This is a genomic window from Pseudomonas putida, from assembly GCF_050989985.1.
GTDB classification, from domain to species: Bacteria; Pseudomonadota; Gammaproteobacteria; order Pseudomonadales; family Pseudomonadaceae; genus Aquipseudomonas; species Aquipseudomonas putida_AI.
This window is the reverse complement of record NZ_CP158815.1, coordinates 1,597,667-1,620,746: the sequence shown is the minus strand read 5'-3', so window position 1 is coordinate 1,620,746 and position 23,080 is coordinate 1,597,667. Positions and strand designations below refer to the sequence as shown.

Annotated in this window: 25 protein-coding genes and 1 riboswitch; of the genes, 5 read left to right on the top strand and 20 right to left on the bottom strand. The window is 62.0% G+C overall.

Translation table 11 applies throughout. The features are described from left to right. Positions 1-57 precede the first annotated feature (57 nt). Positions 58-1,329 carry an OmpP1/FadL family transporter gene (locus ABTV29_RS07820; RefSeq protein WP_433769554.1) on the top strand — a complete coding sequence of 424 codons (1,272 nt, stop codon included), beginning with the start codon at positions 58-60 and terminating at the stop codon, positions 1,327-1,329. A gap of 206 nt (positions 1,330-1,535) precedes the next feature. Here ABTV29_RS07820 and ABTV29_RS07815 read toward each other — a convergent pair whose 3' ends face one another. The 14 genes from ABTV29_RS07815 to cobO all read right to left on the bottom strand — a co-directional run bounded on the left by ABTV29_RS07815 (position 1,536) and on the right by cobO (position 13,118). Beyond that, positions 1,536-2,087, bottom strand: coding sequence for a glutathione peroxidase (locus tag ABTV29_RS07815; RefSeq protein ID WP_433769553.1), 552 nt, complete (start codon positions 2,085-2,087; stop codon positions 1,536-1,538). 72 nt (positions 2,088-2,159) lie between these two features. Continuing rightward, positions 2,160-2,282, bottom strand: coding sequence for a hypothetical protein (locus tag ABTV29_RS07810; RefSeq protein ID WP_433769552.1), 123 nt, complete (start codon positions 2,280-2,282; stop codon positions 2,160-2,162). Further along, entirely contained in the window at positions 2,279-3,487 is a 1,209-nt protein-coding gene (locus ABTV29_RS07805) for an MFS transporter (RefSeq protein ID WP_433769551.1), read from the bottom strand. The genes ABTV29_RS07810 and ABTV29_RS07805 overlap by 4 nt, the downstream gene beginning before the upstream one ends. A gap of 52 nt (positions 3,488-3,539) precedes the next feature. Beyond that, positions 3,540-3,944 (bottom strand): MarR family winged helix-turn-helix transcriptional regulator, encoded by a 405-nt coding sequence (locus ABTV29_RS07800; protein WP_433769550.1) that lies wholly within the window; start codon positions 3,942-3,944, stop codon positions 3,540-3,542. Positions 3,945-4,095: 151 nt separating this feature from the next. Then, a complete protein-coding gene (locus ABTV29_RS07795) occupies positions 4,096-4,830 on the bottom strand; it encodes an adenosylcobinamide-GDP ribazoletransferase (protein WP_433769549.1) in 735 nt (244 codons plus the stop codon). Positions 4,831-4,832: 2 nt separating this feature from the next. Beyond that, a complete protein-coding gene (cobC, locus tag ABTV29_RS07790; protein ID WP_433769548.1) occupies positions 4,833-5,408 on the bottom strand; it encodes an alpha-ribazole phosphatase family protein in 576 nt (191 codons plus the stop codon). Beyond that, the gene (gene cobT / locus ABTV29_RS07785; protein ID WP_433769547.1) at positions 5,405-6,460 is read right to left on the bottom strand and encodes a nicotinate-nucleotide--dimethylbenzimidazole phosphoribosyltransferase; all 1,056 of its coding nucleotides are present in this window, start codon (positions 6,458-6,460) and stop codon (positions 5,405-5,407) included. The genes cobC and cobT overlap by 4 nt, the downstream gene beginning before the upstream one ends. Next, positions 6,457-6,978: a bifunctional adenosylcobinamide kinase/adenosylcobinamide-phosphate guanylyltransferase gene (cobU, locus tag ABTV29_RS07780; RefSeq protein WP_433769546.1), complete on the bottom strand. Its 522-nt coding sequence runs from the start codon at positions 6,976-6,978 to the stop codon at positions 6,457-6,459. The genes cobT and cobU overlap by 4 nt, the downstream gene beginning before the upstream one ends. Before the next feature lie 146 nt (positions 6,979-7,124). Beyond that, complete coding sequence (locus tag ABTV29_RS07775) at positions 7,125-8,576, bottom strand: cobyric acid synthase (protein WP_433769545.1); 1,452 nt, start codon at positions 8,574-8,576, stop codon at positions 7,125-7,127. Further along, the gene (gene cobD / locus ABTV29_RS07770) at positions 8,573-9,565 is read right to left on the bottom strand and encodes a threonine-phosphate decarboxylase CobD (protein ID WP_433769544.1); all 993 of its coding nucleotides are present in this window, start codon (positions 9,563-9,565) and stop codon (positions 8,573-8,575) included. Before cobD ends, ABTV29_RS07775 begins: the two co-directional genes overlap by 4 nt. Beyond that, on the bottom strand, positions 9,558-10,466 hold the full coding sequence (gene cbiB, locus ABTV29_RS07765) for an adenosylcobinamide-phosphate synthase CbiB (protein ID WP_433769543.1): 909 nt from the start codon (positions 10,464-10,466) through the stop codon (positions 9,558-9,560). Before cbiB ends, cobD begins: the two co-directional genes overlap by 8 nt. Beyond that, on the bottom strand, positions 10,463-11,113 hold the full coding sequence (bluB, locus tag ABTV29_RS07760; RefSeq protein WP_433769542.1) for a 5,6-dimethylbenzimidazole synthase: 651 nt from the start codon (positions 11,111-11,113) through the stop codon (positions 10,463-10,465). Before bluB ends, cbiB begins: the two co-directional genes overlap by 4 nt. Further along, complete coding sequence (locus tag ABTV29_RS07755) at positions 11,110-12,510, bottom strand: cobyrinate a,c-diamide synthase (protein WP_433769541.1); 1,401 nt, start codon at positions 12,508-12,510, stop codon at positions 11,110-11,112. The genes bluB and ABTV29_RS07755 overlap by 4 nt, the downstream gene beginning before the upstream one ends. Continuing rightward, positions 12,507-13,118, bottom strand: coding sequence for a cob(I)yrinic acid a,c-diamide adenosyltransferase (cobO, locus tag ABTV29_RS07750; RefSeq protein ID WP_433769540.1), 612 nt, complete (start codon positions 13,116-13,118; stop codon positions 12,507-12,509). Before cobO ends, ABTV29_RS07755 begins: the two co-directional genes overlap by 4 nt. Positions 13,119-13,200: 82 nt before the next feature. After that, positions 13,201-13,431, bottom strand: a riboswitch (cobalamin riboswitch). A 162-nt stretch (positions 13,432-13,593) separates the two neighbouring features. Between cobO and ABTV29_RS07745 the strand changes: the two genes are divergently transcribed. Further along, positions 13,594-14,178: a hypothetical protein gene (locus ABTV29_RS07745; RefSeq protein ID WP_433769539.1), complete on the top strand. Its 585-nt coding sequence runs from the start codon at positions 13,594-13,596 to the stop codon at positions 14,176-14,178. 68 nt (positions 14,179-14,246) lie between these two features. Further along, complete coding sequence (locus tag ABTV29_RS07740) at positions 14,247-15,560, top strand: PQQ-dependent sugar dehydrogenase (RefSeq protein WP_433769538.1); 1,314 nt, start codon at positions 14,247-14,249, stop codon at positions 15,558-15,560. A gap of 108 nt (positions 15,561-15,668) precedes the next feature. Here ABTV29_RS07740 and ABTV29_RS07735 read toward each other — a convergent pair whose 3' ends face one another. From ABTV29_RS07735 to ABTV29_RS07710, 6 genes are all read right to left on the bottom strand, one after another. Then, the gene (locus ABTV29_RS07735) at positions 15,669-16,322 is read right to left on the bottom strand and encodes an O-methyltransferase (RefSeq protein ID WP_433769537.1); all 654 of its coding nucleotides are present in this window, start codon (positions 16,320-16,322) and stop codon (positions 15,669-15,671) included. An 18-nt stretch (positions 16,323-16,340) separates the two neighbouring features. Further along, positions 16,341-16,877 (bottom strand): C40 family peptidase, encoded by a 537-nt coding sequence (locus tag ABTV29_RS07730; RefSeq protein WP_433769536.1) that lies wholly within the window; start codon positions 16,875-16,877, stop codon positions 16,341-16,343. 165 nt (positions 16,878-17,042) lie between these two features. Then, the gene (locus ABTV29_RS07725; protein WP_433769535.1) at positions 17,043-17,690 is read right to left on the bottom strand and encodes a C40 family peptidase; all 648 of its coding nucleotides are present in this window, start codon (positions 17,688-17,690) and stop codon (positions 17,043-17,045) included. Positions 17,691-17,915: 225 nt separating this feature from the next. Continuing rightward, positions 17,916-18,620, bottom strand: a complete 705-nt coding sequence (hda, locus tag ABTV29_RS07720) for a DnaA regulatory inactivator Hda (protein ID WP_433769534.1) — start codon at positions 18,618-18,620, stop codon at positions 17,916-17,918. A 197-nt stretch (positions 18,621-18,817) separates the two neighbouring features. Further along, a complete protein-coding gene (locus ABTV29_RS07715) occupies positions 18,818-19,891 on the bottom strand; it encodes an AI-2E family transporter (RefSeq protein ID WP_433769533.1) in 1,074 nt (357 codons plus the stop codon). Positions 19,892-19,927: 36 nt separating this feature from the next. Next, a complete protein-coding gene (locus ABTV29_RS07710; protein WP_433769532.1) occupies positions 19,928-20,986 on the bottom strand; it encodes a DUF2066 domain-containing protein in 1,059 nt (352 codons plus the stop codon). A 384-nt stretch (positions 20,987-21,370) separates the two neighbouring features. Between ABTV29_RS07710 and purM the strand changes: the two genes are divergently transcribed. Further along, positions 21,371-22,429, top strand: a complete 1,059-nt coding sequence (gene purM, locus ABTV29_RS07705; RefSeq protein ID WP_433769531.1) for a phosphoribosylformylglycinamidine cyclo-ligase — start codon at positions 21,371-21,373, stop codon at positions 22,427-22,429. Next, on the top strand, positions 22,429-23,079 hold the full coding sequence (gene purN, locus ABTV29_RS07700; protein ID WP_433769530.1) for a phosphoribosylglycinamide formyltransferase: 651 nt from the start codon (positions 22,429-22,431) through the stop codon (positions 23,077-23,079). The genes purM and purN overlap by 1 nt, the downstream gene beginning before the upstream one ends. Position 23,080 lies beyond the last annotated feature (1 nt).

Genomic DNA, 23,080 nt, shown 5'->3' with positions numbered 1-23,080 from the left:
GCGCTGGGACGAAAATGTTGGTAATTTTCGCCCCGGTGATCACCAGGAGTTCTAATAATGAAAAAAGTAATGCTCAAAACCACCATTAGCCTGGCCGTTGCCATGGCCTCTTCCCAGATTTTCGCAAGTGGCTTCGCCCTCAACGAACAAAGCATCAGCGGTATGGGGACAGGTTTTGCCGGGCGATCTTCTTCTGCCGACGACGCATCCACAGTATTTGGCAACCCTGCCGGCATGTCTCGCCTCAAGCGCGAACAAGTAACCGGCGGTGTTGCATTCATCGACGCGCACACCGATATCAGCGATGCCAGCTCCCGTCCGAACGGTGGCACCAACAAAGGTGACATGGTTCCGTTCATGGGCGTGCCGATGGGCTACTACGTCAAGCCGATCGATGACCAGTGGGCATTCGGTTTCGGCGTCTACGCGCCGTTCGGCCTGGTGACCGATTACGAGAACGGCTTCGCCGGCCGTTACTTCGGCAGCAAGAGCGAAGTGCAAGTCGTGACCCTGCAGCCAACCGTCAGCTACGCCTTCAACGACAAGGTGTCGATCGGTTTCGGTCCGACCATCAACCGTATCGACGGTACCCTGGAATCGAAACTGTCCCTGAACCCGCTGGCTCCGGACGGCAACGTCAAGATCAAGGGCGACGACACCGCTGTCGGTTACAACATCGGTATCATGATTCAGGCCCTGGACAGCACCCGCGTCGGCCTGACCTACCACTCGAAAGTGAAGTACAAGCTCGAAGGTGACACCAAGGTCAACTACGGCCTGCTCGCCGCGCTGGGCCAGAACCCGAACCAGAAGTTCGATGCCTCGCTCGACATCACGACGCCTGAGTCGGTTGACTTCTCCGTGACTCATCAGCTGAACGACCAGTGGACCCTGTACGCAGGCAGCACCTGGACTCGCTGGAGCCGCCTGAAAGAAATCTCCGTCGAGAACGAAGGTGTTCCGGCCGCACTGGCCGCTCGCGGCTTCGGCACCATCACCGAAGAGCAGAACTGGCACGACACCTGGGCACACGCCATCGGCGCTTCGTACCAGCTGAACAAGCAGTGGGTACTGCGTACCGGTCTGTCCGTCGACCAGGCACCGACCAACAACACAAACCGCTCGCCACGCATCCCGACTGGCGACCGCACGGTCTTCAGCCTGGGCGCCGGCTGGAGCCCGACCGACGACCTGACCATTGACGTGGCCTACTCCTACCTGAAGGAAGAGGACGTCAAGGTCAACGACAACAACGGTCGTCAGGCCTACAGCGCCAAGTATGAAAACTGGGCGAACGGTTTCGGTATCGGTGCTACCTACCGCTTCTGATGAAACCCGGCGAGCCTGAATGGCTCGCCAGCTGAATCAAAAAAGCCCCGGCTCTGCCATAGAGCCGGGGCTTTTTCATTGATTCCGGTCTACGCGGAACCCTGTAGGAGCTGCCGAAGGCTGCGATCTTTTGATCTTGATATCTGGGAGCAAGATCAAAAGATCGCAGCCTTCGGCAGCTCCTACAAGGGATCCTGCGCGTCAGATCATGGTGTGGAAGCCAGGGCTTTCTCCACTGCGGCAATGAACTCGGGATCGTCCGGCTTGGTCAGGCTGGAGAAATTGGCGATGACTTTGCCCTGCCGGTCCACCACGTACTTGTAGAAATTCCACTTCGGCGCGCTGCTCTGCTCGGCCAGCACCTTGAACAGATGCGTGGCGTCGTCGCCGCGGACTTTCTGCGGATCGGTCATGGTGAACGTCACACCGTAGTTCACGTAGCAAACCTTCGCCGTCTCGGCACCGTCCTTGGACTCCTGCTTGAAGTCATTGGACGGCACACCGATCACCTCCAGCCCCTGATCCTTGAAACGCTGGTTCAACGCCTCAAGGCTTTTGAACTGCGGCGCGAAGCCACAGAAGCTGGCGGTATTGACCACCACTAGCGGTTTGCCGGCAAAGCGCTGGCACAGATCGATGGATTCATTGGCCCGCAACTTCGGCAATGAGCCTTGCAGCAACGGCGGACACTCTTCTGCTTGAGCCAACCCGGTAAAGGCTGCCAGTAACGCGGGAACCGCCAACCAGCGCATCAGCATATCGGTGCTTCCTTGTGAGCAATCGTCAGGGGCGAAGTTACTCGCCCTTCTGTTCTGCGAGCAAGCGGTCGACTAGCAAGTGCTCATGCCCAACTGCATCAACGCCAGCCCGCCCTGATGCCAGCCCCACCATGCCAGGGCCAGCAGCAAGGCACCGATCGCAAGAACGACGATTTGCGGCCAGAGTCGGTTCATGTCGCGCTCATCTGCGTTTGCAGGCGCGCCACCGGACGCTCCCGCACTGGCCAGTTCAGGGCAGCGGCCATCAGGCTCAAGAGAATCGCTACTTGCCAGATCAAGTCATAGTTCCCGGTCCGGTCATACACCACCCCGCCCAACCAGCCGCCGAGGAACGAACCAAGCTGATGGAAGAGGAACACGATGCCACCGAGCATGGACAGGTTTCGCACACCGAACAAGGTCGCGACGGTGCCATTGGTCAGTGGCACCGTCGACAGCCACAGGAAGCCCATGGCCATGCCGAACAGATATGCAGTGGTCGTGGTCACGGGTGCCCACAGGAACAAGGCAATCACCACCGCCCGCAGCAAATACAACGCGGTGAGCAACCGCGGCTTGGACATGCGCCCACCCAACCAGCCCGCGGTGTAGGTGCCGAAGATGTTGAACAGGCCGATCAGTGCCAGCACCGTGGTGCCGACGGTCGCCGGCAGATGCTGATCCACCAGGTACGCCGGCAGATGCACGCCGATGAACACCACCTGGAAACCGCAGACGAAAAAGCCGAACGCCAGCAGCCAGAACCCCGAATGGGAACAGGCCTCGCGCAGGGCTTCGGACAAGGTTTGCTCATGGCCCTGCACCGGCAGGGGTTTGTCCTTGAGCATGCTCACCAGCGGCACGATCAGCGCCACCAGCAGGCCCAGCGCCAGCAAGGCGGCGGACCAGCCAAGCCAGCCGATCAACCCCAGCGTGCCCGGCAACATGGCGAACTGACCGAAGGAGCCGGCGGCACTGGCGATCCCCATGCCCATGCTGCGCTTTTCCGGCGGCACCGCTCGCCCGACCACGCCGAGGATCACTGAGAACGACGTACCGGACAGACCGATGCCGATCAACAGCCCGGCACTCAGGGACAGGGTCACCGCCGAATCCGACATACCCATGAAAATCAGGCCCAGGGCGTACAGCACGCCACCGATGAGCACCACTTTCGCCGCGCCGAAACGGTCGGCCAGCGCACCGGTAAAGGGTTGCGCAAGGCCCCAGATCAGGTTCTGCAGGGCGATGGCAAAGGCGAAGACTTCACGCCCCCAGCCGAACTCGGCACTCATCGGCGCCAGGAACAGGCCAAAGCCATGTCGTACCCCCAGGGACAACGCCAGGATCAGCGCACTCCCCAGCAGGACCCAACCGCATGTACGCCACATCGATGTCATTGTTGTTCTCCGATCGCGGGTATATACCCGCTTGAAATCGAACAAACCGGCCTCATGCCAGTTCGTCCAGCAGCTTGAGTAACATTTCGCGCTTTTCGGCACCCAGGCGATCAACCAGTCGCTGTTGTGCCGCTTCCCAGGCCGGCAATGCCGCCTTCAAGCGATCGGCCCCGGCATCGGTCAGCTGGACGATGCGGTTGCGCATGTCTTCGCCTTCGACCAGCCTGACCAGCCCCTCGCCCTCCAGCACCCGCAGATTGCGCCCCAACGTGCTGCGATCCAGGCCCATGGCTTCGGCCAGGGTGGAAATGCTCGGCTGGTCCAGACGCTGCAGATTGCACAGCAAAGAATACTGCGCAACGTTGATCCCGAAGCCATCGAGAGCGCCGTCGTAGTGCCTGCTGACGCCACGGGCGGCGCGACGCAGGTTGATGCATAAACATTGGGAGTCGAGCATGGTGCGTGTATATACCCGCGATTAAGGGAATGCAAATTTATGTTACACCGAACCCCTGTAGGAGCGAGCCTGCTCGCGATGGACGACAAAACACCGCAGGGTGTCAGGCAGACAACGTTATCGTTGACGACGATCGCGAGCAGGCTCGCTCCTACAGGGTAAGCGCCAGCCCCACCAGCACCGCCACTTCCAGCAACTCCAGCAACGCCCCCGCTGTATCGCCGGTCGTGCCGCCCAAGCGCCGCAGCATCACTTGCCTCAGCCAGACGAACACCAGCCCCGCCAGCACCACGGCAACAACACCGCTGACGCCCGCGATCAACACACAGGCCAACCCACTGACCGCCAACACCTGTTTGCCCGCCAACCGCGGAAGATGATCGGCCAACGCCTGCCCCAATCCCCCCGGGCGCACATAAGGCGTGGTCAGGAACAACCCCAACAGCGCGCTGCGTCCCAGCAATGGAACGATGATCAGCGCCACGGCATGCTGCTGCTCAATCAGCGCCAGCAAGGCACAGAATTTCAGCAACAACACCAACACCAGTGTGACCACCGCGATCGGCCCGCTGCGCGGGTCTTTCATGATGGTCAGCGTGCGTTCACGGTCGCCGAATCCGCCGAGCCAGGCATCGGCGCTGTCGGCCAGGCCATCCAGGTGCAGCGCGCCACTGAGCAACACCCAAACCGTCAGCAACAAAGCGGCGTGCAGCAACAGCGGCGTCCCCAGCAACAGCCAGTCGAGCCCCCACAGAATCCCGCCGAACAACAGCCCCACCAGCGGATAGAACAGCAGCGAACGCCCCAGTTCCTGCGGCGTTGGCATGCCCGGCAGGCGAATCGGCAGGCTGCTCAGAAATTGCAGGGCGATCCAGAACGGCAGCATGGTCAGAGCACTTCCCTGATCAATCCATTGGCCTCGACCGCGAGCGAAACCAGCGCCCCATGCCCGACTTCGACGTTGAGCAATTGCTCACGGGGCAAGCCCCGCGCGTGGGCCAGCAACAGACGCATGACACCCCCATGGCTGATCAGCAGCACTCGCTGACCGTCGTATGCGGCGTGCAAACGCGCCAATGCCGTCAGCACTCGCAGCGAAAAATCCGCCACTGGCTCGCCTTCAGGCGGGGTAAACGAATAAGGATCAGCCCAGAACAGGCCCAATGCCTGCGCGTCGGTTTCCATCAGCGCCGCAGCGCTCTGCCCTTCCCAGGTGCCGAAATGCAGTTCTTGCAGATTGCGGTCGCACTCCAGCGGCAAGCCCGATTGCCCCGCGAGTTCTTCAGCGAACCGCGCACAGCGCTGCAACGGTGAGCTGACCAGACGGTCCCAAGGCCCCTGCGCCATCACCGCCGCTCGCATCTGCTGCCAGCCCTTTTCGGTCAACGCATCATCGAGGCTGCCACGCAGGCCACCGCCGAGTTCGGTCTCACCGTGACGCAGCAGATCCAGGCGCAAGGTCATGCCGGACGATCCGCAACCGCGGCTTCAGCGAACGTCGCCATCTGCCCGTGCAGGTCACAAGCCAGGCGCAGCAGCGGCACCGCCAGCGCCGCGCCGCTGCCCTCGCCCAGACGCAAGCCCAGATCGAGCAGCGGCTCGGCGTTCAGGGTTTCAAGCACATGCCGGTGCCCCGGCTCGGCACCACGATGACCGAACAACAGCCACGGCCGGCATTGCGGATTCAGACTCACCGCGACCAGTGCCGCGACGCTGCAGATAAAGCCGTCCACCAGCACCGCGATGCCTTCCTGGGCACAGGCCAGATAGGCACCGACCAATGCGGCGATCTCGAAACCGCCCAGGTTGAACAGTGTTTGCAGGGCATCGCCGCGTTGGGCTGCATGCAGCGCCAGCGCACGCTCGATCACCAGCGCCTTGTGACTGACCCCCGCCGCGTTCAATCCCGTGCCCGGCCCGGTCAAGTGCACCACCGGGCAATCCAGCAAGGCACAGGCCAGGGCGCTGGCGGCGGTGGTGTTGCCAATGCCCATCTCACCACCGATAAACAATTGCGCACCGGCAGCTTTGGCTCGCAGCACGCTGTCACGACCACCTTCCAGCGCCAGTTCGCCCTGAGCGACGGTCATCGCCGGCCCCTGGACGAAATTCGCCGTGCCCGGGCCGACGTTCAAGTGACGCACTCCCGGCAGGCTCAAGGACGGCGTGACCGTGCCCAGATCGACCACTTCGAGGGACGCGCCCAACTGCCGTGCCAAGACACTGATCGCCGCGCCGCCGTTGACGAAGTTATGCAGCATCTGCCCGGTGACTTCCTGGGGAAACGCTGATACCCCTTCGACGACCACGCCATGGTCGCCGGCAAAAATCGCGATCCACACCTGTTCCAGACTTGGCTTGATCTGCCCCTGCAAACCCGCCAGCTGCACCGCCACCGACTCCAGCTGACCGAGGGAGCCGGCCGGTTTGGTCAGTTGCTGTTGCCGGGCCTGCGCCTGTTCGAACGCCTGGGCGTCGATGGTTTTGCACGGGTTCAGCCACCAGGATTGAGTCATAACGCGGTTCCTTTCAGAGTCAGGGGCAGGCCGGCAACGGTCAGGACGACCCGCTGGCAACGCTCGGCCAGAGCTTGATGCAGCCAACCGGCTTCATCGACGTAGCGGCGAGTCAATTCGCCCAGCGGCACGACACCCATTCCGGTCTCGTTGCTGACAAAAATGATTTCCCCCGGCAGCGACGCCAGGCTTTCTAGCAGGGCATCGCGCTCGGCATTCAGGCGCTGGTTGTCATCGAGCATCAGCAGGTTGGTCAGCCACAGGGTCAGGCAATCCACCAACAGGCAGTGATCGACGCGAGCGTGTTCGCGCAGCACGCGGGCCAGTTGCAGAGGTTCTTCGATCAAGCCCCACTCAGCCGGACGCCGGGCACGATGATGGGCGACCCGTTCGTTCATTTCGCCGTCCAGGGGTTGGCTGGTGGCGATGTAAGTCACCGGGAGCAGGCTTTCTGTTGCCAGTTTCTCAGCCAGGCGACTCTTGCCGGAGCGGGCGCCGCCGAGGATCAGTTGGAGCATGGTTTAGTCCTTAAATCTACGGTGTGACATCTGGCCTCATCGCGGGCAAGCCCGCTCCCACAAGGATCAAGGCTGCTCACAGATTTTTGTCCAATCGCAGAGTCTGTGGGAGCAGGCTTGCCCGCGATGGGGCCAGTGCAGCCATCTCAAATCCCACAGAGCTCACGCAACAGCCCGGTATCCAGATGCTTCTCCACCAGATCCGCCAACCGCTCGATATCCCGCTCGCGCAGCCCGTGGTAATCCACCTCCTGCACATCCGACAAACCCGCCCAGCTCAATAGCGCGCCACAGGCCGCCGGCGATTCGAACAGGCCATGCAGATAGGTGCCGAGAATCTGCCCGTCGGCGCTCTGCGCACCATCGCAACGACCGTCATCGAGCTGCACCGCGGCGCTTTCCAGCGCCGGGCCGGTGGTCACGCCAGCATGGATTTCATAACCGCTGACCTCGGCATTCTCCAGGGCCAGGCGCCCGCGCACATTGCGCAGTTGCTTCTCTTGCTCAAGCACGGTCTCGAACGCCAGCAACCCCAGGCCGGCACTGGAACCCGCTGCACCTTCGAGGCCCAACGGGTCATGCACCTGCTCACCGAGCATCTGCAGGCCACCGCAGATACCCAGCAGCTTGCCTCCATACCGCAGATGACGGGTGATCGCGGTTTCCCAGCCATTGGCCCGCAGATACGCGAGGTCGCTGCGCACGCTTTTCGAGCCGGGAAGGATGATCAGATCGGCCGCGGGGATCGCCTGGCCAGGGCCAATGAATTGCAGGTCAACTTGCGGATGCAGGCGCAGCGGATCGAAATCGGTATGGTTGCTGATGCGCGGCAACACCGGCACCACCACTTTCAGCACTTGCTCGGCCTTGTCGGCCTGGCGCTGATCGATGCCGTCCTCGGCTTCCAGATGCAGATCCATCACGTAGGGCAACACGCCGATCACCGGCTTGCCCGTGCGCTGCTCCAGCCAGTCCAGGCCCGGTTGCAGCAAGGCGATATCGCCGCGAAAACGGTTGATGATGAAGCCCTTGACCCGCGCCTGCTCGCTTGGCGACAGCAGCTCCAGAGTGCCCACCAGATGCGCAAACACCCCGCCGCGGTTGATGTCGGCGATCAGCACCACCGGGCAATCCACCGCTTCGGCGAACCCCATGTTGGCGATATCGCCAGCACGCAGATTGATCTCGGCCGGCGAGCCCGCACCTTCGACCATCACCAGCGGATAGGCCGCGCTCAGCCTTGCATGGGAGGCCAGCACCGCTTGCATGGCGATGGACTTGTAGTCGTGATACGCCACGGCATTCATGGTCGTGACCGCACGGCCATGGATGATCACCTGGGCACCGGTATCGCTGTTGGGTTTGAGCAGCACCGGGTTCATGTCCGTGTGCGGTTCGAGATACGCGGCCTGTGCCTGCACCGCCTGGGCGCGACCGATCTCGCCGCCGTCGGCTGTCACGGCGCTGTTGAGCGCCATGTTCTGCGGTTTGAATGGCACCACGCTCACGCCCTGGCGCGTGGCCCAGCGACACAGCGCCGTCACCAATGTGCTTTTGCCGGCATCGGAAGTGGTGCCCTGCACCATCAACGTGCTCATGAAATGTCCTTGGTGAAGGCTTCCAGCGCCGCGGTCAGACGCGCCCAATCGGCGTCTTCGCCCGGCAGGCCAAAACGCAGGCTGCTGGTTTGAGTGAACAGCCGCAGGAGAATGCCGCGCCGGGCCATGAACTCATGCAATTGCTCGGCGCGCTCGGTGACCAGCCACTGGAACAAGGCACAACCGCCCTGGGGCTTGAGGCCGTGCTGTTCGAGCAACGACGCCAGCCGCTCACTGGCTTCTTCGGCGCGCAGGCGTTGCCGCACATGCCCATCGGTATCGCGCAGGCAAGCCTGGCCCAGTACCCGGGTCGGACCGCTCACGGCCCACGGCCCGACCTGCTCGGCGAGCAGCTTGAGCAACTTGCGCTCGGCCAGCACGAACCCCAGCCGCACCCCGGCCAGACCGAAAAACTTGCCGAAGGAACGCAGCACGATCAACCCCACCTGATGGGCAAACGGCGCCACACTCAGGTGCGGCGTGTTGTCCATGAAGGCTTCATCCACCACCAGCCAGCCACCGCGCTGGGCCAGTCGCGAATGCCAGTCGAGCAAGCGGGCGGGCGTCAGGCTCAGGCCCGTGGGATTGTTCGGATTGACCACCACCAGCACATCGAGGCTGTCGAGGAAGAAGTCGACTTCCTGCTCCAGCACTTCGCGCACGATATAGCCGTTGCGACGCCAGGCTTCGGCATGTTCGGCGTAACAGGGCGAGAGCACGCCGACCTTGCCGGCCCGACGCAGGCGCGGCAGCAACTGGATTGCCATTTGCGATCCGGCCACCGGCAACGCTTGCAGGGTGCCGTAGTAATCGCAGGCAGCCTGTTCCAGGCCGTCATCGGTTTCCGGCAGGCGCGCCCAGGCTCGCAGCGGGATATCAGGAACCGGAAACGGCCAGGGTGCCAGGCCGCTGGACAGATCAAGCCAGTCGGCTTCCTCGATGCCGTATTCGAGCGCCGCCTTGCGCAACCGTCCACCGTGTTCAAGCATAGAATTCAGCTCCCACGCAGAGAATCAGCAGCCATAACCATACCCCGCGCTGGACCAATTGCCAGCCGCGGTCGATGGAGTCGGCGTCCGCCGGAGCGCCTTCGCCCAGTTGCGGACGCTCATGCAGCTCGCCGTGATAAATCGCCGGCCCGCCCAGTTCGACACCCAGGGCACCGGCACCGGCGGCCATCACCGGACCGGCATTGGGGCTGTCCCAGGTCGGGCCCTGGGTGCGCCAGCATTTCAACGCCGGACGGGTCTTGCCCAGCAGCGCGTAGGTCAATGCCACCAGGCGCGCAGGAATGTAGTTGAGTACATCGTCGATCTTTGCCGCCGCCCAGCCGAAACGTTCGAAGCGTTCGTTGCGATAGCCCCACATTGCATCCAGGGTATTGCTCAAACGGTAGAGCACCACGCCGGGCGCACCGGCCACGGCAAACCAGAACAAGGCGGCGAACACCGCGTCACTGCCGTTTTCCAGCACCGACTCGGTGGCGGCACGGGCGACTTCGGTTTTATCCAGCTCGCTGGTTTTGCGGCTGACCAGGTAACTGACACGTTGGCGCGCTTCTTCAAGATCATCGCTGCGCAACGCCCTGGCCACAGGCTCGACGTGCTCGCCCAGGCTGCGCATGCCGAGGGCGCAATACAGCGCGAGTATCTCGACGATCCAGCCGACATAAGGTGCCCAGGAAAACGCCGTGGCCAACAAGGTCAGCGGCAACACTGCAATCACCCAGGCGGTGACACCGTGGCTGCGCCAACCGCGACCGCCGCCGTTGAAACGTTGCTCGATACGCTCGGCAAATCGGCCGAACGCTACCAGCGGATGCCAGCGCTTGGGCTCGCCCAACAGCGCATCCAGCGCTACTGCGGCGGCACTCAACAACGCCACACTCATGCGCGCTCTCCCCAATGATTCTCAAATAACAGTTCGCTCAGCGGACGCGCTTGCGCCCAGCCTTCGAGCACCAACATCGGCGCCGGATAAAATTCCTTGACCGGCCCCAGGCACAAAATGGCCAACGGCTTGGCGCCGGCTGGCAAACCCAACAGGTCGGCCAATGCTTGCGGCTCGAACAGCGACACCCAGCCCATCCCCAGGCCTTCGGCGCGGGACGCCAGCCACAGGTTCTGGATTGCGCAGGACAACGAAGCCATGTCCATTTCCGGCAGGGTGCGCCGACCAAAGATATGCCGTTCACGATCATCCATCAGCGCGGCCACCAACACTTCGGCGCAATCACGGATACCTTCGACCTTAAGCTGCATGAATTCGTCGCTGCGCTCGCCGAGGGCTTCGGCGGTGCGGATGCGTTCTTCTTCCACCAGTGCCTGGATCTTGCCGCGCAAGGCTCGGTCGCTGATGCGAATGAAACGCCAGGGCTGCATCAGGCCGACGCTCGGCGCCTGATGCGCGGCTTCGAGCAGGCGCTGGAGCATTTCGGGCTCGACCGTGCCGCCGCTGAAGTGGCGCATGTCGCGGCGTTCGGCGATGGCTCGGTAGACCGCTGCGCGTTCGGCCTGACTGAATGAGTTGTCAGTCATGGCCTCTTCGCGAGCAGGCTCGCTCCTACAGGGGATTGCATTTCTTCAGGCCGCACACCTTCAAATGTGGGAGCGAGCTTGCTCGCGAAGGCGTCCTTATGGTCAGGCGCTAACAACGCGGCAATCGCCGACGGATTGGACGGAAAATAAAAATGCACATACGAAGCCGTCATCCGCCCCTCGCGATAAACCGCCTCCGCCCCACGCCCACCGTTAGGGCTCAGGCCGCGGACGATCGGCGTCAGTTCGGTGGTGGTCAGGGAATGGTGGTAGGTGTGCCCGCGCAGCGAACCTTCCGGCAGTTCAACCGCCTGCAACGCCAGCGCGGCCAGGCGTTTCTGCATCACTGCATCGCCGGCCAGCAATCCCACCAGTTCAGCGCGAGTGCCTTCGACATCGGTCAGCGAGTCAAGCAGATAGAGCATGCCGCCGCACTCGGCCAGCAGCGGTTTTCCCGCCGCATGGTGCGCGCGGATCGCGTTGAGCATCGAAGTGTTTTGCGCCAGCGCCACATGGTGCAATTCCGGATAACCACCCGGCAGGTACAAGCTGTCGGCTTCCGGTAATTCGGCATCGCGGATCGGCGAGAAAAACCGCAGTTCGGCACCCATCGCCCGCAACAGATCGAGGCTGGCCCCATAGGTAAAGGCAAATGCTTCGTCCCGGGCCACGGCGATTCGAACACCGGCGAGCAGCGGTTCGGCAGCGATCACTTCAGGCGCGTCAAACTCCACCGCTGGCGGCAGCGCGACTTCACAGCTGCTGGCCAGGGCTTCGGCCGCTGCATCGAGGCGCAGGTCCAGATCGTTCAATTCACTGGCTTGCACCAGGCCCAGATGCCGGCTCGGCAATTCGATCCCGGTTTCCCGGGACAAGGCGCCATACCAGCGCAGGCCTTCGGTCAGGCTGCCTTCGAGCAACTGGGCGTGACGCAAAGTGCCAACGCGGTTGGCCAGCACGCCGGCAAACGGCAGATCCACTTGATAACGCGCCAACCCCAGCGCGAGTGCGCCGAAGGTCTGGGCCATGGCGGTGCCGTCGATGACAGCCAGCACCGGCACACCGAAGTGCCGCGCCAGGTCCGCGCTGGAAGGCGTGCCGTCGAACAGGCCCATCACCCCTTCGATCAGGATCAGGTCGGCATCGCCTGCGGCTTCCCACAACAAGCGACGGCTTTCCTGCTCGCCGACCATCCACATGTCCAGCTGATACACCGGCGCACCGCTGGCGCGCTCGAGAATCATCGGGTCGAGAAAGTCCGGGCCACATTTGAACACGCGAACCTTGCGCCCCTGATTGCGGTGCAAGCGGGCCAGCGCGGCGGTGACGGTGGTCTTGCCCTGACCGGAGGCCGGCGCGGCAATCAATACCGCCGGGCAATGACGAGGCTGACTCACAGTTCGACGCCTTTTTGCGCCTTGATACCGGCCTGGAAAGCGTGCTTGATCATGCCCATTTCGGTGACGGTGTCGGCCAGTTCGATCATCTCGGGCTTGGCGCCGCGACCGGTGACCACCACGTGCTGCATGGGCGGGCGGGCCTGCAGATCGCTGAGCACCTGGTCGAGATCGAGGTAACCGTGCTTGAGGGCGATGTTCAATTCGTCCAGCACTACCAGGCCGATGGCGGGATCGCGCAGCAGTTCCTGCGAAACGGCCCAGGCGGCTTCGGCGGCGGCGATGTCACGCTGGCGGTCCTGGGTTTCCCAAGTGAAGCCCTCGCCCATCACATGAAAACGCACCTGCTCGGGGAAGCGGCGGAAAAACAATTCCTCGCCCGTGCTGTTGCGGCCCTTGATGAACTGCACCACGCCGCACTGCATGCCATGGCCCAGGGAGCGGGCGAGCATGCCGAACGCCGAGCTGCTCTTGCCTTTGCCGTTGCCGGTCAGCACCAGCAACAGGCCACATTCGTTCGGGGAGTTGGCGATGCGTTCGTCGATCACGGCTTTTTTGCGCAGCATGCGCGCCAGATGACGTTCGTCACGATCAGGGGATTCAGTCATGGGGAGCTCTCCGTTGAGGCAGGAATAACGGCGGGCAGGCACAGGAATAGCTGGCAGGAAGCCTGGCATCGCCCACCGTGATGCCACTGGGATGGATCAGGCCGGTCTCCGGGCTCATGAGCGGCGTATGCCTGACTGCGCGCCTTCCCATGTCTGTCGACACAGTGGCTCAAGGCACAGTCTTTATCTCATTTACCGTTGCGGGGGCAGCGCCGGGATCGCAAACCTCGATGCATCGCATCGGTCACTCACCGGCTTCCCTGTTTCACTCTGTCGACCAAGGCCACAGAGCACCTGAAACAAGCGGCGAAGGTTAGAGGGTTGGGGGTGGAGCGTCAATTAAAGCCGGGCTCCTGCACCTGGAATCTCCCGGAATATCGACTGCTGCTCAATATTCTGACGTCAAACTTGTGCCACACTGTCAGCAGTGATATCAAAGAGCCATAACTCACATCACAATAAAAAGGTGAGCCCCATGCAAGGCATGATCATCAGCAACCCGAAGCTGGAATTCCTGCGGCCGGTGCTGGAGCGCTGGTTTGACTGTATCGATCGCTACAACGCCATCCGTGGCGACAGCGAAACGCCCTACTGGCTGGACGAAAAAGCCAATCTCGGGCTGCTCAGCGCGGCCGCGTGGATGGCCGAGATCATCACCCTGGAACAATCGCCCACCCGCAAACAGATCGAAGAAGGCGAGCGCAATGGTCGCGCCGACCTGTTCATCGCCACGCCCGAAGCCCGCGCCTGGCTGCAGGCCACCCAACGCTGGCCACGGGTCAATTACCTGAACCTGACTCAACCCCTGCATGACATTACCAGCAGCGCCAAGCGGATCAGCTATGCCAGCGACCTGAAACTCGGCTGCCTGTTCGTCGCGCCGCAGAAAACCCAGCACAGCGCCACCCCGGAAGAACTGCAGGACATGGTCGACGACCTGCAAAAGGAGCACACCTGCGCCGTGGCCTGGTATTTCCCGTACGCCTATCGCAAGTTGCATAACGAAGCGGGTCAGTATCATCCCGGCATCGCCATGCTGCTCAAGGAGGCGCGAAGCTGACCAGTTGAACCATCGCGCGCCTGCGCTTCTCTACTGATCAGGTCATTGCGTTCAGAGGGAAGATCAGCATGCGCAAGCTCCAGCTCGTTTTCGTCCTCGGTTTCGCCTGCGGGCTCGCCGCCTGCGGTGAAACCTCCCGCCTGCAAGTCTCCGACAGCACCGGGCCGACGCCCAGGCTGCCGGAACCGAACAAGACCCTGTTTCCGACGATGAACATCGCCCCGGCCATCGGCTGGCCGCAAGGCGCCAAACCGGTCGCCGCCAGCGGCACGCAGGTGGCCGCATTCGCCGAAGGCCTCGATCATCCGCGCTGGCTCTATGTACTGCCCAACGGCGACATACTGGTCGCCGAAACCAACGCCCCGCCCAAGCCCGACGACAACAAAGGCATCAAGGGCTGGATCACCAAGAAAGTCATGAGCCGCGCCGGAGCCGGCACGCCAAGCCCGAACCGCATCACCCTGCTGCGCGACAGCGACCACGACGGCATCGCCGAAACCCGCACGGTGTTCCTGGAAAACCTCAATTCGCCCTTCGGCATGACGCTGGTCGGCAATGACCTGTACGTCGCCGATACCGATCGCCTGTTGCGCTTTCACTATGAGAACGGCGACACCGCCATCAAGTCGCCGCCCATCAAGGTCGTCGACCTGCCGGGTGGCACGCTGAATCACCACTGGACGAAAAATGTCATCGCCAGCAAGGACGGCAGCAAGCTGTACGTCACCGTCGGCTCCAACAGCAATGTCGGCGAAAACGGTCTTGATCAGGAAGAAGGTCGTGCGGCGATCTGGGAAGTGGATCGCGCCACCGGCAACCACCGCATCTTCGCTTCGGGCATTCGCAACCCCAACGGCCTGGCCTGGGAGCCATCGAGCGGCGCGCTGTGGACCGCGGTCAATGAACGGGATGAAATCGGCAGCGACCTGGTGCCCGACTACATCACTTCCGTGAAGGACGGCGGGTTTTATGGCTGGCCGTTCAGCTACTACGGCCAGCACGTCGACGTACGCGTCGAGCCACAAAATCCGCAACTGGTGGCCAAGGCCATTGCCCCGGACTATGCAGTCGGCCCGCACACGGCTTCGCTGGGCCTGGCCTTTGCCGAAGGCAACCGCTTGCCGCCGCAGTTCAAGGAAGGCGCGTTCATCGGCCAGCACGGGTCATGGAACCGCAAGCCGCACAGTGGCTACAAAGTGATCTTCGTGCCCTTCAGCGCCGGCAAACCGGTCGGGCAGCCGGTGGATGTGCTCACCGGCTTCCTCAATGACAAGGAAGAAGCCATGGGCCGCCCCGTGGGCGTGGTGATTGACCGGCAGGGAGACCTGCTGGTGGCGGATGATGTGGGGAACAAGGTTTGGCGGGTGTCGGCAACCCAATAGCAACACCCGACACTGTAGGAGCGAGCCTGCTCGCGAAGAGGCCGGCACATTCAACATCAATGTTGTCTGACACACAGCTATCGCGAGCAAGCTCGCTCCTACAGGGGATCAGCGTTTACGGCAGAGCGTGAGACCATCACCCAACGGCAACAACGACAGGTCCACCCGCACATCATCCTTCAACGCACTATTGAGCGCCTGGATGGCACGGGTGTCTGCACTCTCGGGATTGTCCTCAAGCACCCGCCCACTCCACAGGGTGTTGTCGAACACCGCCAGGCCGCCCGCGCGCAACAGGCGCAGCGCATGCTCGAGATAGGCCGGATAGTTGGCCTTGTCGGCATCGATGAACACCAGGTCGAACTGACCTGGCTGATCCAGCTTGCCCAGGGTCTCCAACGCTGGCGCCAGGCGCAGGTCGATGCGATCGGCCAGGCCGGCTTCCTGCCAGTAACGCCGCGCGGTGGCGTTGTAGTCGCCGGCAATGTCACAGCAGATCAACGACCCGCCGTCCGGCAATGCCGCCGCCATGCACAGTGCGCTGTATCCGGTGAAGGTGCCGACTTCGAGCACACGCCTGGCGCCCGTGAGTTTTACCAGCAACGCAAGAAACTGCCCCTGCTCCGGCGCCACCTGCCAGCGCGCGTTGGGCAACGCCTGGGTTTCGTCACGCAAGCGCTTGAGCAAGGGGGTTTCGCGCAGGGATACATCCAGCAGGTACTGATAGAGCGAATCGTCGAGATTGAGCGTGCGAGCGGTCATGACCACACCCTCCAGCTATCAGGGATTACGCGCCAGATGCTCCGGTTGCAGGACGCGCTTGGCGCTCAGGTAGGCTTTCTGCCAATAGGCCTTGGACAGGCTGTCGAGCTTCACCGTACCACCCGTGGCGGGTGCGTGGACGAAGCGGCCTTCGCCGACGTAGATGCCCGCGTGGCTGACCTGCGAGCCGCCATTGGTGGCGAAAAACACCAGGTCACCGGTCTGCAGGCCTTCCTTGCCGACATCGGCCGCTTGCATGCTGATCATTTCCCGTGTGGTGCGCGGCAGGGAAATACCAGTGACATCACGGTAGACATAGCCGATCAGCCCGCTGCAATCGAACCCGGAATCCGGCGTATTGCCACCCCAGCGATAGGGCGTGCCGACAAGACCGAGCGCACGGAACAGCACATCTTCCGCTTCAGGGGAAAACGCCTGTGAGGGGCCGAAAACGATGGGAGCGCGTACCACCGGCGCAGGTGGCGGTGTACGACTGGCACACGCGCTGAGCAGCGCGGCGAAGAACATGATTGCGAGGCGGGCCGACGTCGACATAAGCAGAGCATCCTGATCTGGCTGCGGCTTTTTTCTGCAACGACGCAGAAAAGAAAACCGCCTGCGCGTCACGCAGGCGGTTTGCCATCATTCATGGATCAGAATTCTAGCGCTTATGCGGCAAACTTCAAGTAAGACTTTAAGTTCGCCTTACAGATTGTCCGCTTACTTGCGCGCCGTGACGATTTCCGGAGTCGCGGCAGGCGCCATCGCGAGTGCGCGCTTGGCTTCGATGAAGGATTTGCTCCAGTAGCTGTCGCCCAGGCTATCGATCCGCACACCACCACTACGGCGGCTGCTGGAATGGATGAACTGGTTGTCGCCCAGGTAGATACCTGCGTGGCTGACACGATTGCGACGGCCGGAAGTTGCGAAGAACAGCAGATCGCCCGGCTTGAGCTTGTTGCGCGAAACCAGCGGAGCATCCACGTTAATCATTTCGCGGGTCGAGCGTGGCAGGTTCATGCCCGCTTCTTCACGGAACAGGTAACCGATGAAACCGCTGCAATCGAAACCGGCTTCAGAGGTGCCGCCGAAACGGTAACGGGTACCGATCAGGGACATGCCGCGTTCGAGGATGCTGTCGGCCAGGGCAGGCAGCTGGTAGGACTTGCCGTCAGCAAAAGCGGCCAGTTCTTTTTCGGTGGCCACTTCGTCCTGGTAAAGAGAGTCTTGATAACGGACGGAAGACTGGGCAGTAACAGAGTTTTGAACCTGCTGTGGCGCTTGCTGAGACACTGGCGTGTGGGCAGCGCAACCGAACAACAGGGTAACGAGTGCGAGAGGCACGAGGGGTGCGAAGCGATTTAGCATGGGCACGACCGTGGCTGATAGTTGTAAAGAAGCCGAGACTATGCCCGCTATCAAACTCATTTGCAAATTCAATCGAACTTTTTGTGACTTATCGTTTTCCCGGTGACATCTAAGCGCTTAAGCCCATTTTGATCGTTCACGCGGCCTGCACCGTGCAGGAAAGCGCATTTTCTGGCGCCTGAAATATGCCAAACCGCGCTACAGCCCGCGATTTATCGGGCCTTGTTACCAGCCCAGGGTTTCTTTCAGGAAGGGAATGGTCAGCTTGCGCTGCGCTTGAAGGGAAGCCTGATCGAGGCGTTCCAGCAACTCGAACAGCGCACTCATGCTGCGGGTGCCGCGGGTCAAAATAAAATGCCCGACTTCGTCGGTCAGGTGCAGGCCGCGACGGGATGCGCGCAATTGCAGGGCGCGCAATTTGTCTTCATCGGAGAGCGGGCGCATCTGGAAGATCAATGCCAGGGTCAGGCGGGACTTGAGGTCTGCCAGCTTCACTGGCAACTCGCGCGGAGAGGTCGAGGCGGCAATCAGCAAACGCCGACCGCTGTCACGCAGGCGATTGAACAGATGGAACAGCGCCTCCTCCCAGTCAGCCTTGCCTGCCACCGCCTGCAGATCATCCAGGCAAACCAGTTCGTACTGTTCCAGGTGATCGAGGATTTCCACGCCGCGATCCATCAACTCGGCCAGCGGCAGGTAAACCGCAGGCTCCCCCATCTGCTCGAAACGCAAGCAAGCGGCCTGCAACAGATGAGTACGCCCTACGCCGTGCTTGCCCCAGAGGTAAATCAGGCTTTCGGTCCAGCCGGCGTCGGCTTCGCACAGTCGCTCGACATAGCCGAGTGCAGCGGCATTGGCGCCTGGGTAGTAGTTGATGAAGGTGGCGTCGTCACGCAGACGCACACCTAGGGGCAGCTGAATCGGTTTCATGCTGACTGTACAGTTCCCAAGGAACCGTTAGTGGCCTCTGTGTAAAGTTTGCGAAGTTTATACCCGTGAAGCCGACCGCACAATGCGACACACCACAAGCAAAATCAAAGGTTTGCGTTGGCGCCCCGGTTTTATGACAGATTCTCTGGCGGTACCGGCATCAACCCGGCATTGATCCGGGTCGTGCATCAGCCAACCTAAAGCTCCGGCTCGTCAACGCCACTGTAGATATCGGAATCCTTGTACAAATCGTGCACATGGCGCACCAGCACCATGATTACCGCCGCCACCGGCAGCGCCAGCAGGATGCCGGTAAAGCCGAACAGCTCACCGCCGGCCAGGATCGCGAAGATCACCGCTACCGGATGCAAACCGATACGATCCCCCACCAGCAAGGGCGTCAGCACCATTCCTTCCAGCGCCTGCCCGACCATGAACACCGCAACGATGCCAACCATCGGGTACAGATCGCCACCAAACTGAAACAGGCCCGCGATCAGGGCCGCGCCGATACCGATGACAAAGCCCATGTAAGGCACGATCGCCGCCAGGCCGGCAATCAGGCCGATCAACAAGCCCAACTCCAGCCCCACCAGCATCAGGCCCGCGGCGTAGATCACGCCCAACGCCACCATCACCATCAACTGTCCGCGCACGAAGGCCCCGAGCACTTCATGGCATTCGCCGGCCAGTGACACCGCGCGCTCCTCGCGATCGCGGGGCAGCAGGCTGCGCAACTTGGCCATCATTACGTCCCAATCGCGCAGCAAGTAGAAACTCACCACGGGTATCAATACCAGGTTCGCCAGCCAGGCCATCAGGGCCAGGCCGGAAGCCGTCGCCTGGGTCAGCACCACGCCGACGATATCGGTGGTCTGCCCCATGTGTTCGCTGATGGCGGCCTTGAGCTTGTCAAACTTCCAGAACCCTTCCGACAAGCCGAATTTCGATTGCGCCCATGGCAATGCCGTGTGCTGCAGCCAATCGAGCATCTGCGGCGCCAGCTCATACAAACGGAACAATTGCTTGGCGAGCATCGGCACCAGGACCAACAACAGCGCGGTGAAGATCAGGGTGAACAGCGCGAACACCGCGACCACACCCAGGGTGCGAGACAACCCGGCCCTCTCCAGCCGATCCACCAGGGGGTCGAACAGATAAGCCAGCAACAGCGCCACCAGGAACGGCGACAGAATCGGATGCAACAGCCAGATGAACGCGCAGAGCAGAACCACTCCACCCAACCAGAACCAACGCCGCGTATCGGCCATGAACCACTCCATTGCTTCTATATATAGAAAGAAAAACTACCAGCGAAAATGCAGCGCTGGCGTAGCTGCCGGCGCCGGTGCGGGCGCTGCGGCAGGGGTCGAGCCGTCGGCCGCCGGTGCAGCAGGTGCGGGAGCAGCAGCGGGTGCCGCCACTTCCTGCAGCTTCGCCAGCGACAATTGCGCCCGCAACTGGTCGGTACTGCCATTGACCCGGTACAGGATCTTGTCGCCATCCACACTTTGCGGCCGCCCGTTAAAGGGTTCCAGCAAGCGCCCAAGGGTCGCATAGCGCTCAAGGTTCATGCCTTGAACCTCCAGCAATTGCTGAGTCGAAGCCCCGGGCCGGGCGACAAAGCGCGGCGCCAGTCGCTCGTTGACCGCCAGCATCACCGCATCGGCCACTGCTGCCTGATCAGCCCCTTCGGCGGTGCCCGCCTCTTTTTGATCGCCCAGCCACAAACGCCATTTGGCTTGCCACTTCCCGCCTTCTTCGCGGGCATGCACTGCCAGCAAGGCGTCGGCATTGTAACGGTCCGACGCCGTGCGCAGCGGCGCCGGGTCCGCACTTTCCAGATTCGGCGCAGTGGCGACGATCTGTTCATTCAGATCCGCCAACGGCAAGCGCAGCGGCAAGCCACGGTGTTGCGCCGCACGACGCAACGGCGCCGCACTGGCCTGGCCATCCCCCACCAGGCTTGAACCATCGGTGCTGTCGTTCAGCCACCAACCGAGAATCGATGGCCGATTGGCGCCCCACATGGCCAGTCCGGCACGGCGCAACGCCTGTTCGGTGGTGCCTGGATCGAAATCGACTTTCAACACTTCCGGCGGCCCGGCGTCGTAGCCGAACTGACTGATGATTTGCTGCGGATCCTTGCGAATCGCCGCCAGCCCCGGGCTTTGCGCTGCCTTGGGGTCGCCGGTCAGCCGCAGCACCAGCGTATCGAGGGCGCGCTGAGTCGCTTGATCACGTTCTTCCGGTGATTGGCCGTTGACGGGCTCGCGCACCTGATAAAGACCTTTGACAGTCTCTGCCTGACTGACCAGGCTGACCAATGACAGACAGCCCACAAACAAGAATTTACAAAAACGCATGGAAGATTCCTGACGACAAGAGCGGCTGGAACAGACCGCATGAAGACGTTCGAGCAAGGCTGTGACCATGGCCGGACGCAAAACATTCACACGTGCTGGGTAAGTTTTCGCACTGTCATAACGATAGACGCTTAACGGCGTTACTCTACGCAGGCCTGCAGGATGCCACCATCGAGCGCGCATGACGGTTTTTTTAAGCTGATATGCCCCTGCCGTCGGCGTGAGGATGGCCGCTGCCCTTCAAGCCTGATAAAATCGCGCGCCTTCGCAGACCGGCAACAGCCGGGCACTTTCGAAATTCGCGTGAGGCAATCGCCCACGTCGATTTCGGCGGCCCCGCTGGACTCGGTCGTTACCCAGAAATTCCCCCTAAAGGCCTGGATCATGAGCAAGCAACCCTCCCTGAGCTACAAGGACGCCGGTGTAGACATCGACGCCGGTGAAGCATTGGTCGAACGCATCAAGAGCGTCGCCAAGCGCACTGCGCGCCCGGAAGTCATGGGCGGCCTGGGCGGTTTTGGCGCCCTCTGCGAAATCCCGGCCGGCTACAAGCAACCTGTACTGGTTTCCGGCACTGACGGCGTGGGCACCAAGCTGCGCCTGGCACTGAACCTGAACAAGCACGACAGCATCGGTATCGATCTGGTCGCCATGTGCGTCAACGACCTGGTGGTGTGCGGCGCCGAGCCACTGTTCTTCCTCGACTACTACGCCACCGGCAAACTGAACGTCGACACCGCCGCTCAGGTCGTGACCGGCATCGGCGCAGGCTGCGAGCTGTCCGGCTGCTCCCTGGTCGGTGGCGAAACCGCTGAAATGCCTGGCATGTACGAAGGCGAAGACTACGACCTGGCCGGCTTCTGCGTTGGCGTCGTGGAAAAATCCGAAATCATCGACGGCTCCAAAGTGGCTGCCGGCGATGCCCTGCTTGCCCTGCCGTCCTCCGGCCCGCACTCCAACGGTTACTCGCTGATCCGCAAGATCATCGAAGTGTCCGGCGCCGACATCGAAAACACCCAGCTCGACGGCAAACCGCTGACCGACCTGCTGATGGCTCCGACCCGCATCTACGTCAAGCCGCTGCTCAAGCTGATCAAGGAAACCGGCGCTGTCAAAGCCATGGCCCACATCACCGGTGGCGGCCTGCTGGACAACATCCCGCGCGTACTGCCAAAAGGCGCACAAGCGGTGGTCGACGTGGCGAGCTGGACCCGCCCGGCGGTGTTCGACTGGCTGCAAGAGAAAGGCAACGTCGAAGAGAACGAAATGCACCGCGTACTGAACTGCGGCGTGGGCATGGTCATCTGCGTGGCTCAGGAGCACGTTGAAGCCTCCCTGAAAGTGCTGCGCGACGCTGGCGAGCAGCCATGGGTCATCGGCCAGATCGCCACCGCTGCCGAAGGCGCGGCCCAGGTCGAACTGAAGAACCTCAAGGCTCATTGATGAGCCAGACCTGTGATGTCGTGGTGCTGTTGTCCGGCACCGGCAGTAACTTGCAGGCCCTGATCGACAGCACGCGGACCGGTGACAGCCCGGTCCGCATCGCCGCGGTGATTTCCAACCGCGCCGACGCCTACGGTCTGCAACGCGCCAGGGACGCGGGTATCGACACCCGCACCCTGGATCACAAGGCATTCGATGGCCGCGAGGCCTTCGATGCCGCGCTGATCGAACTGATCGACGCGTTCAATCCCAAACTCGTGGTACTGGCCGGTTTCATGCGCATTCTCAGCGCGGATTTCGTACGCCACTATCAGGGTCGCCTGCTCAATATCCATCCCTCGCTGCTACCCAAATACAAAGGGTTACACACGCATCAGCGCGCGCTGGAAGCTGGCGACGTGGAACATGGCTGTTCCGTGCACTTCGTCACCGAGGAACTCGATGGCGGACCACTGGTCGTACAGGCAGTAATACCGGTAGAGTTGCACGACTCGCCGCAAAGCCTGGCGCAGCGAGTCCATGTTCAGGAACATCTGATCTACCCGATGGCCGTCCGCTGGTTTGCCGAAGGCCGGTTATCACTTGGCGATCAAGGTGCTTTACTGGATGGACAGTTACTCGCGGCCAGTGGCCACTTGATACGAACCTAGG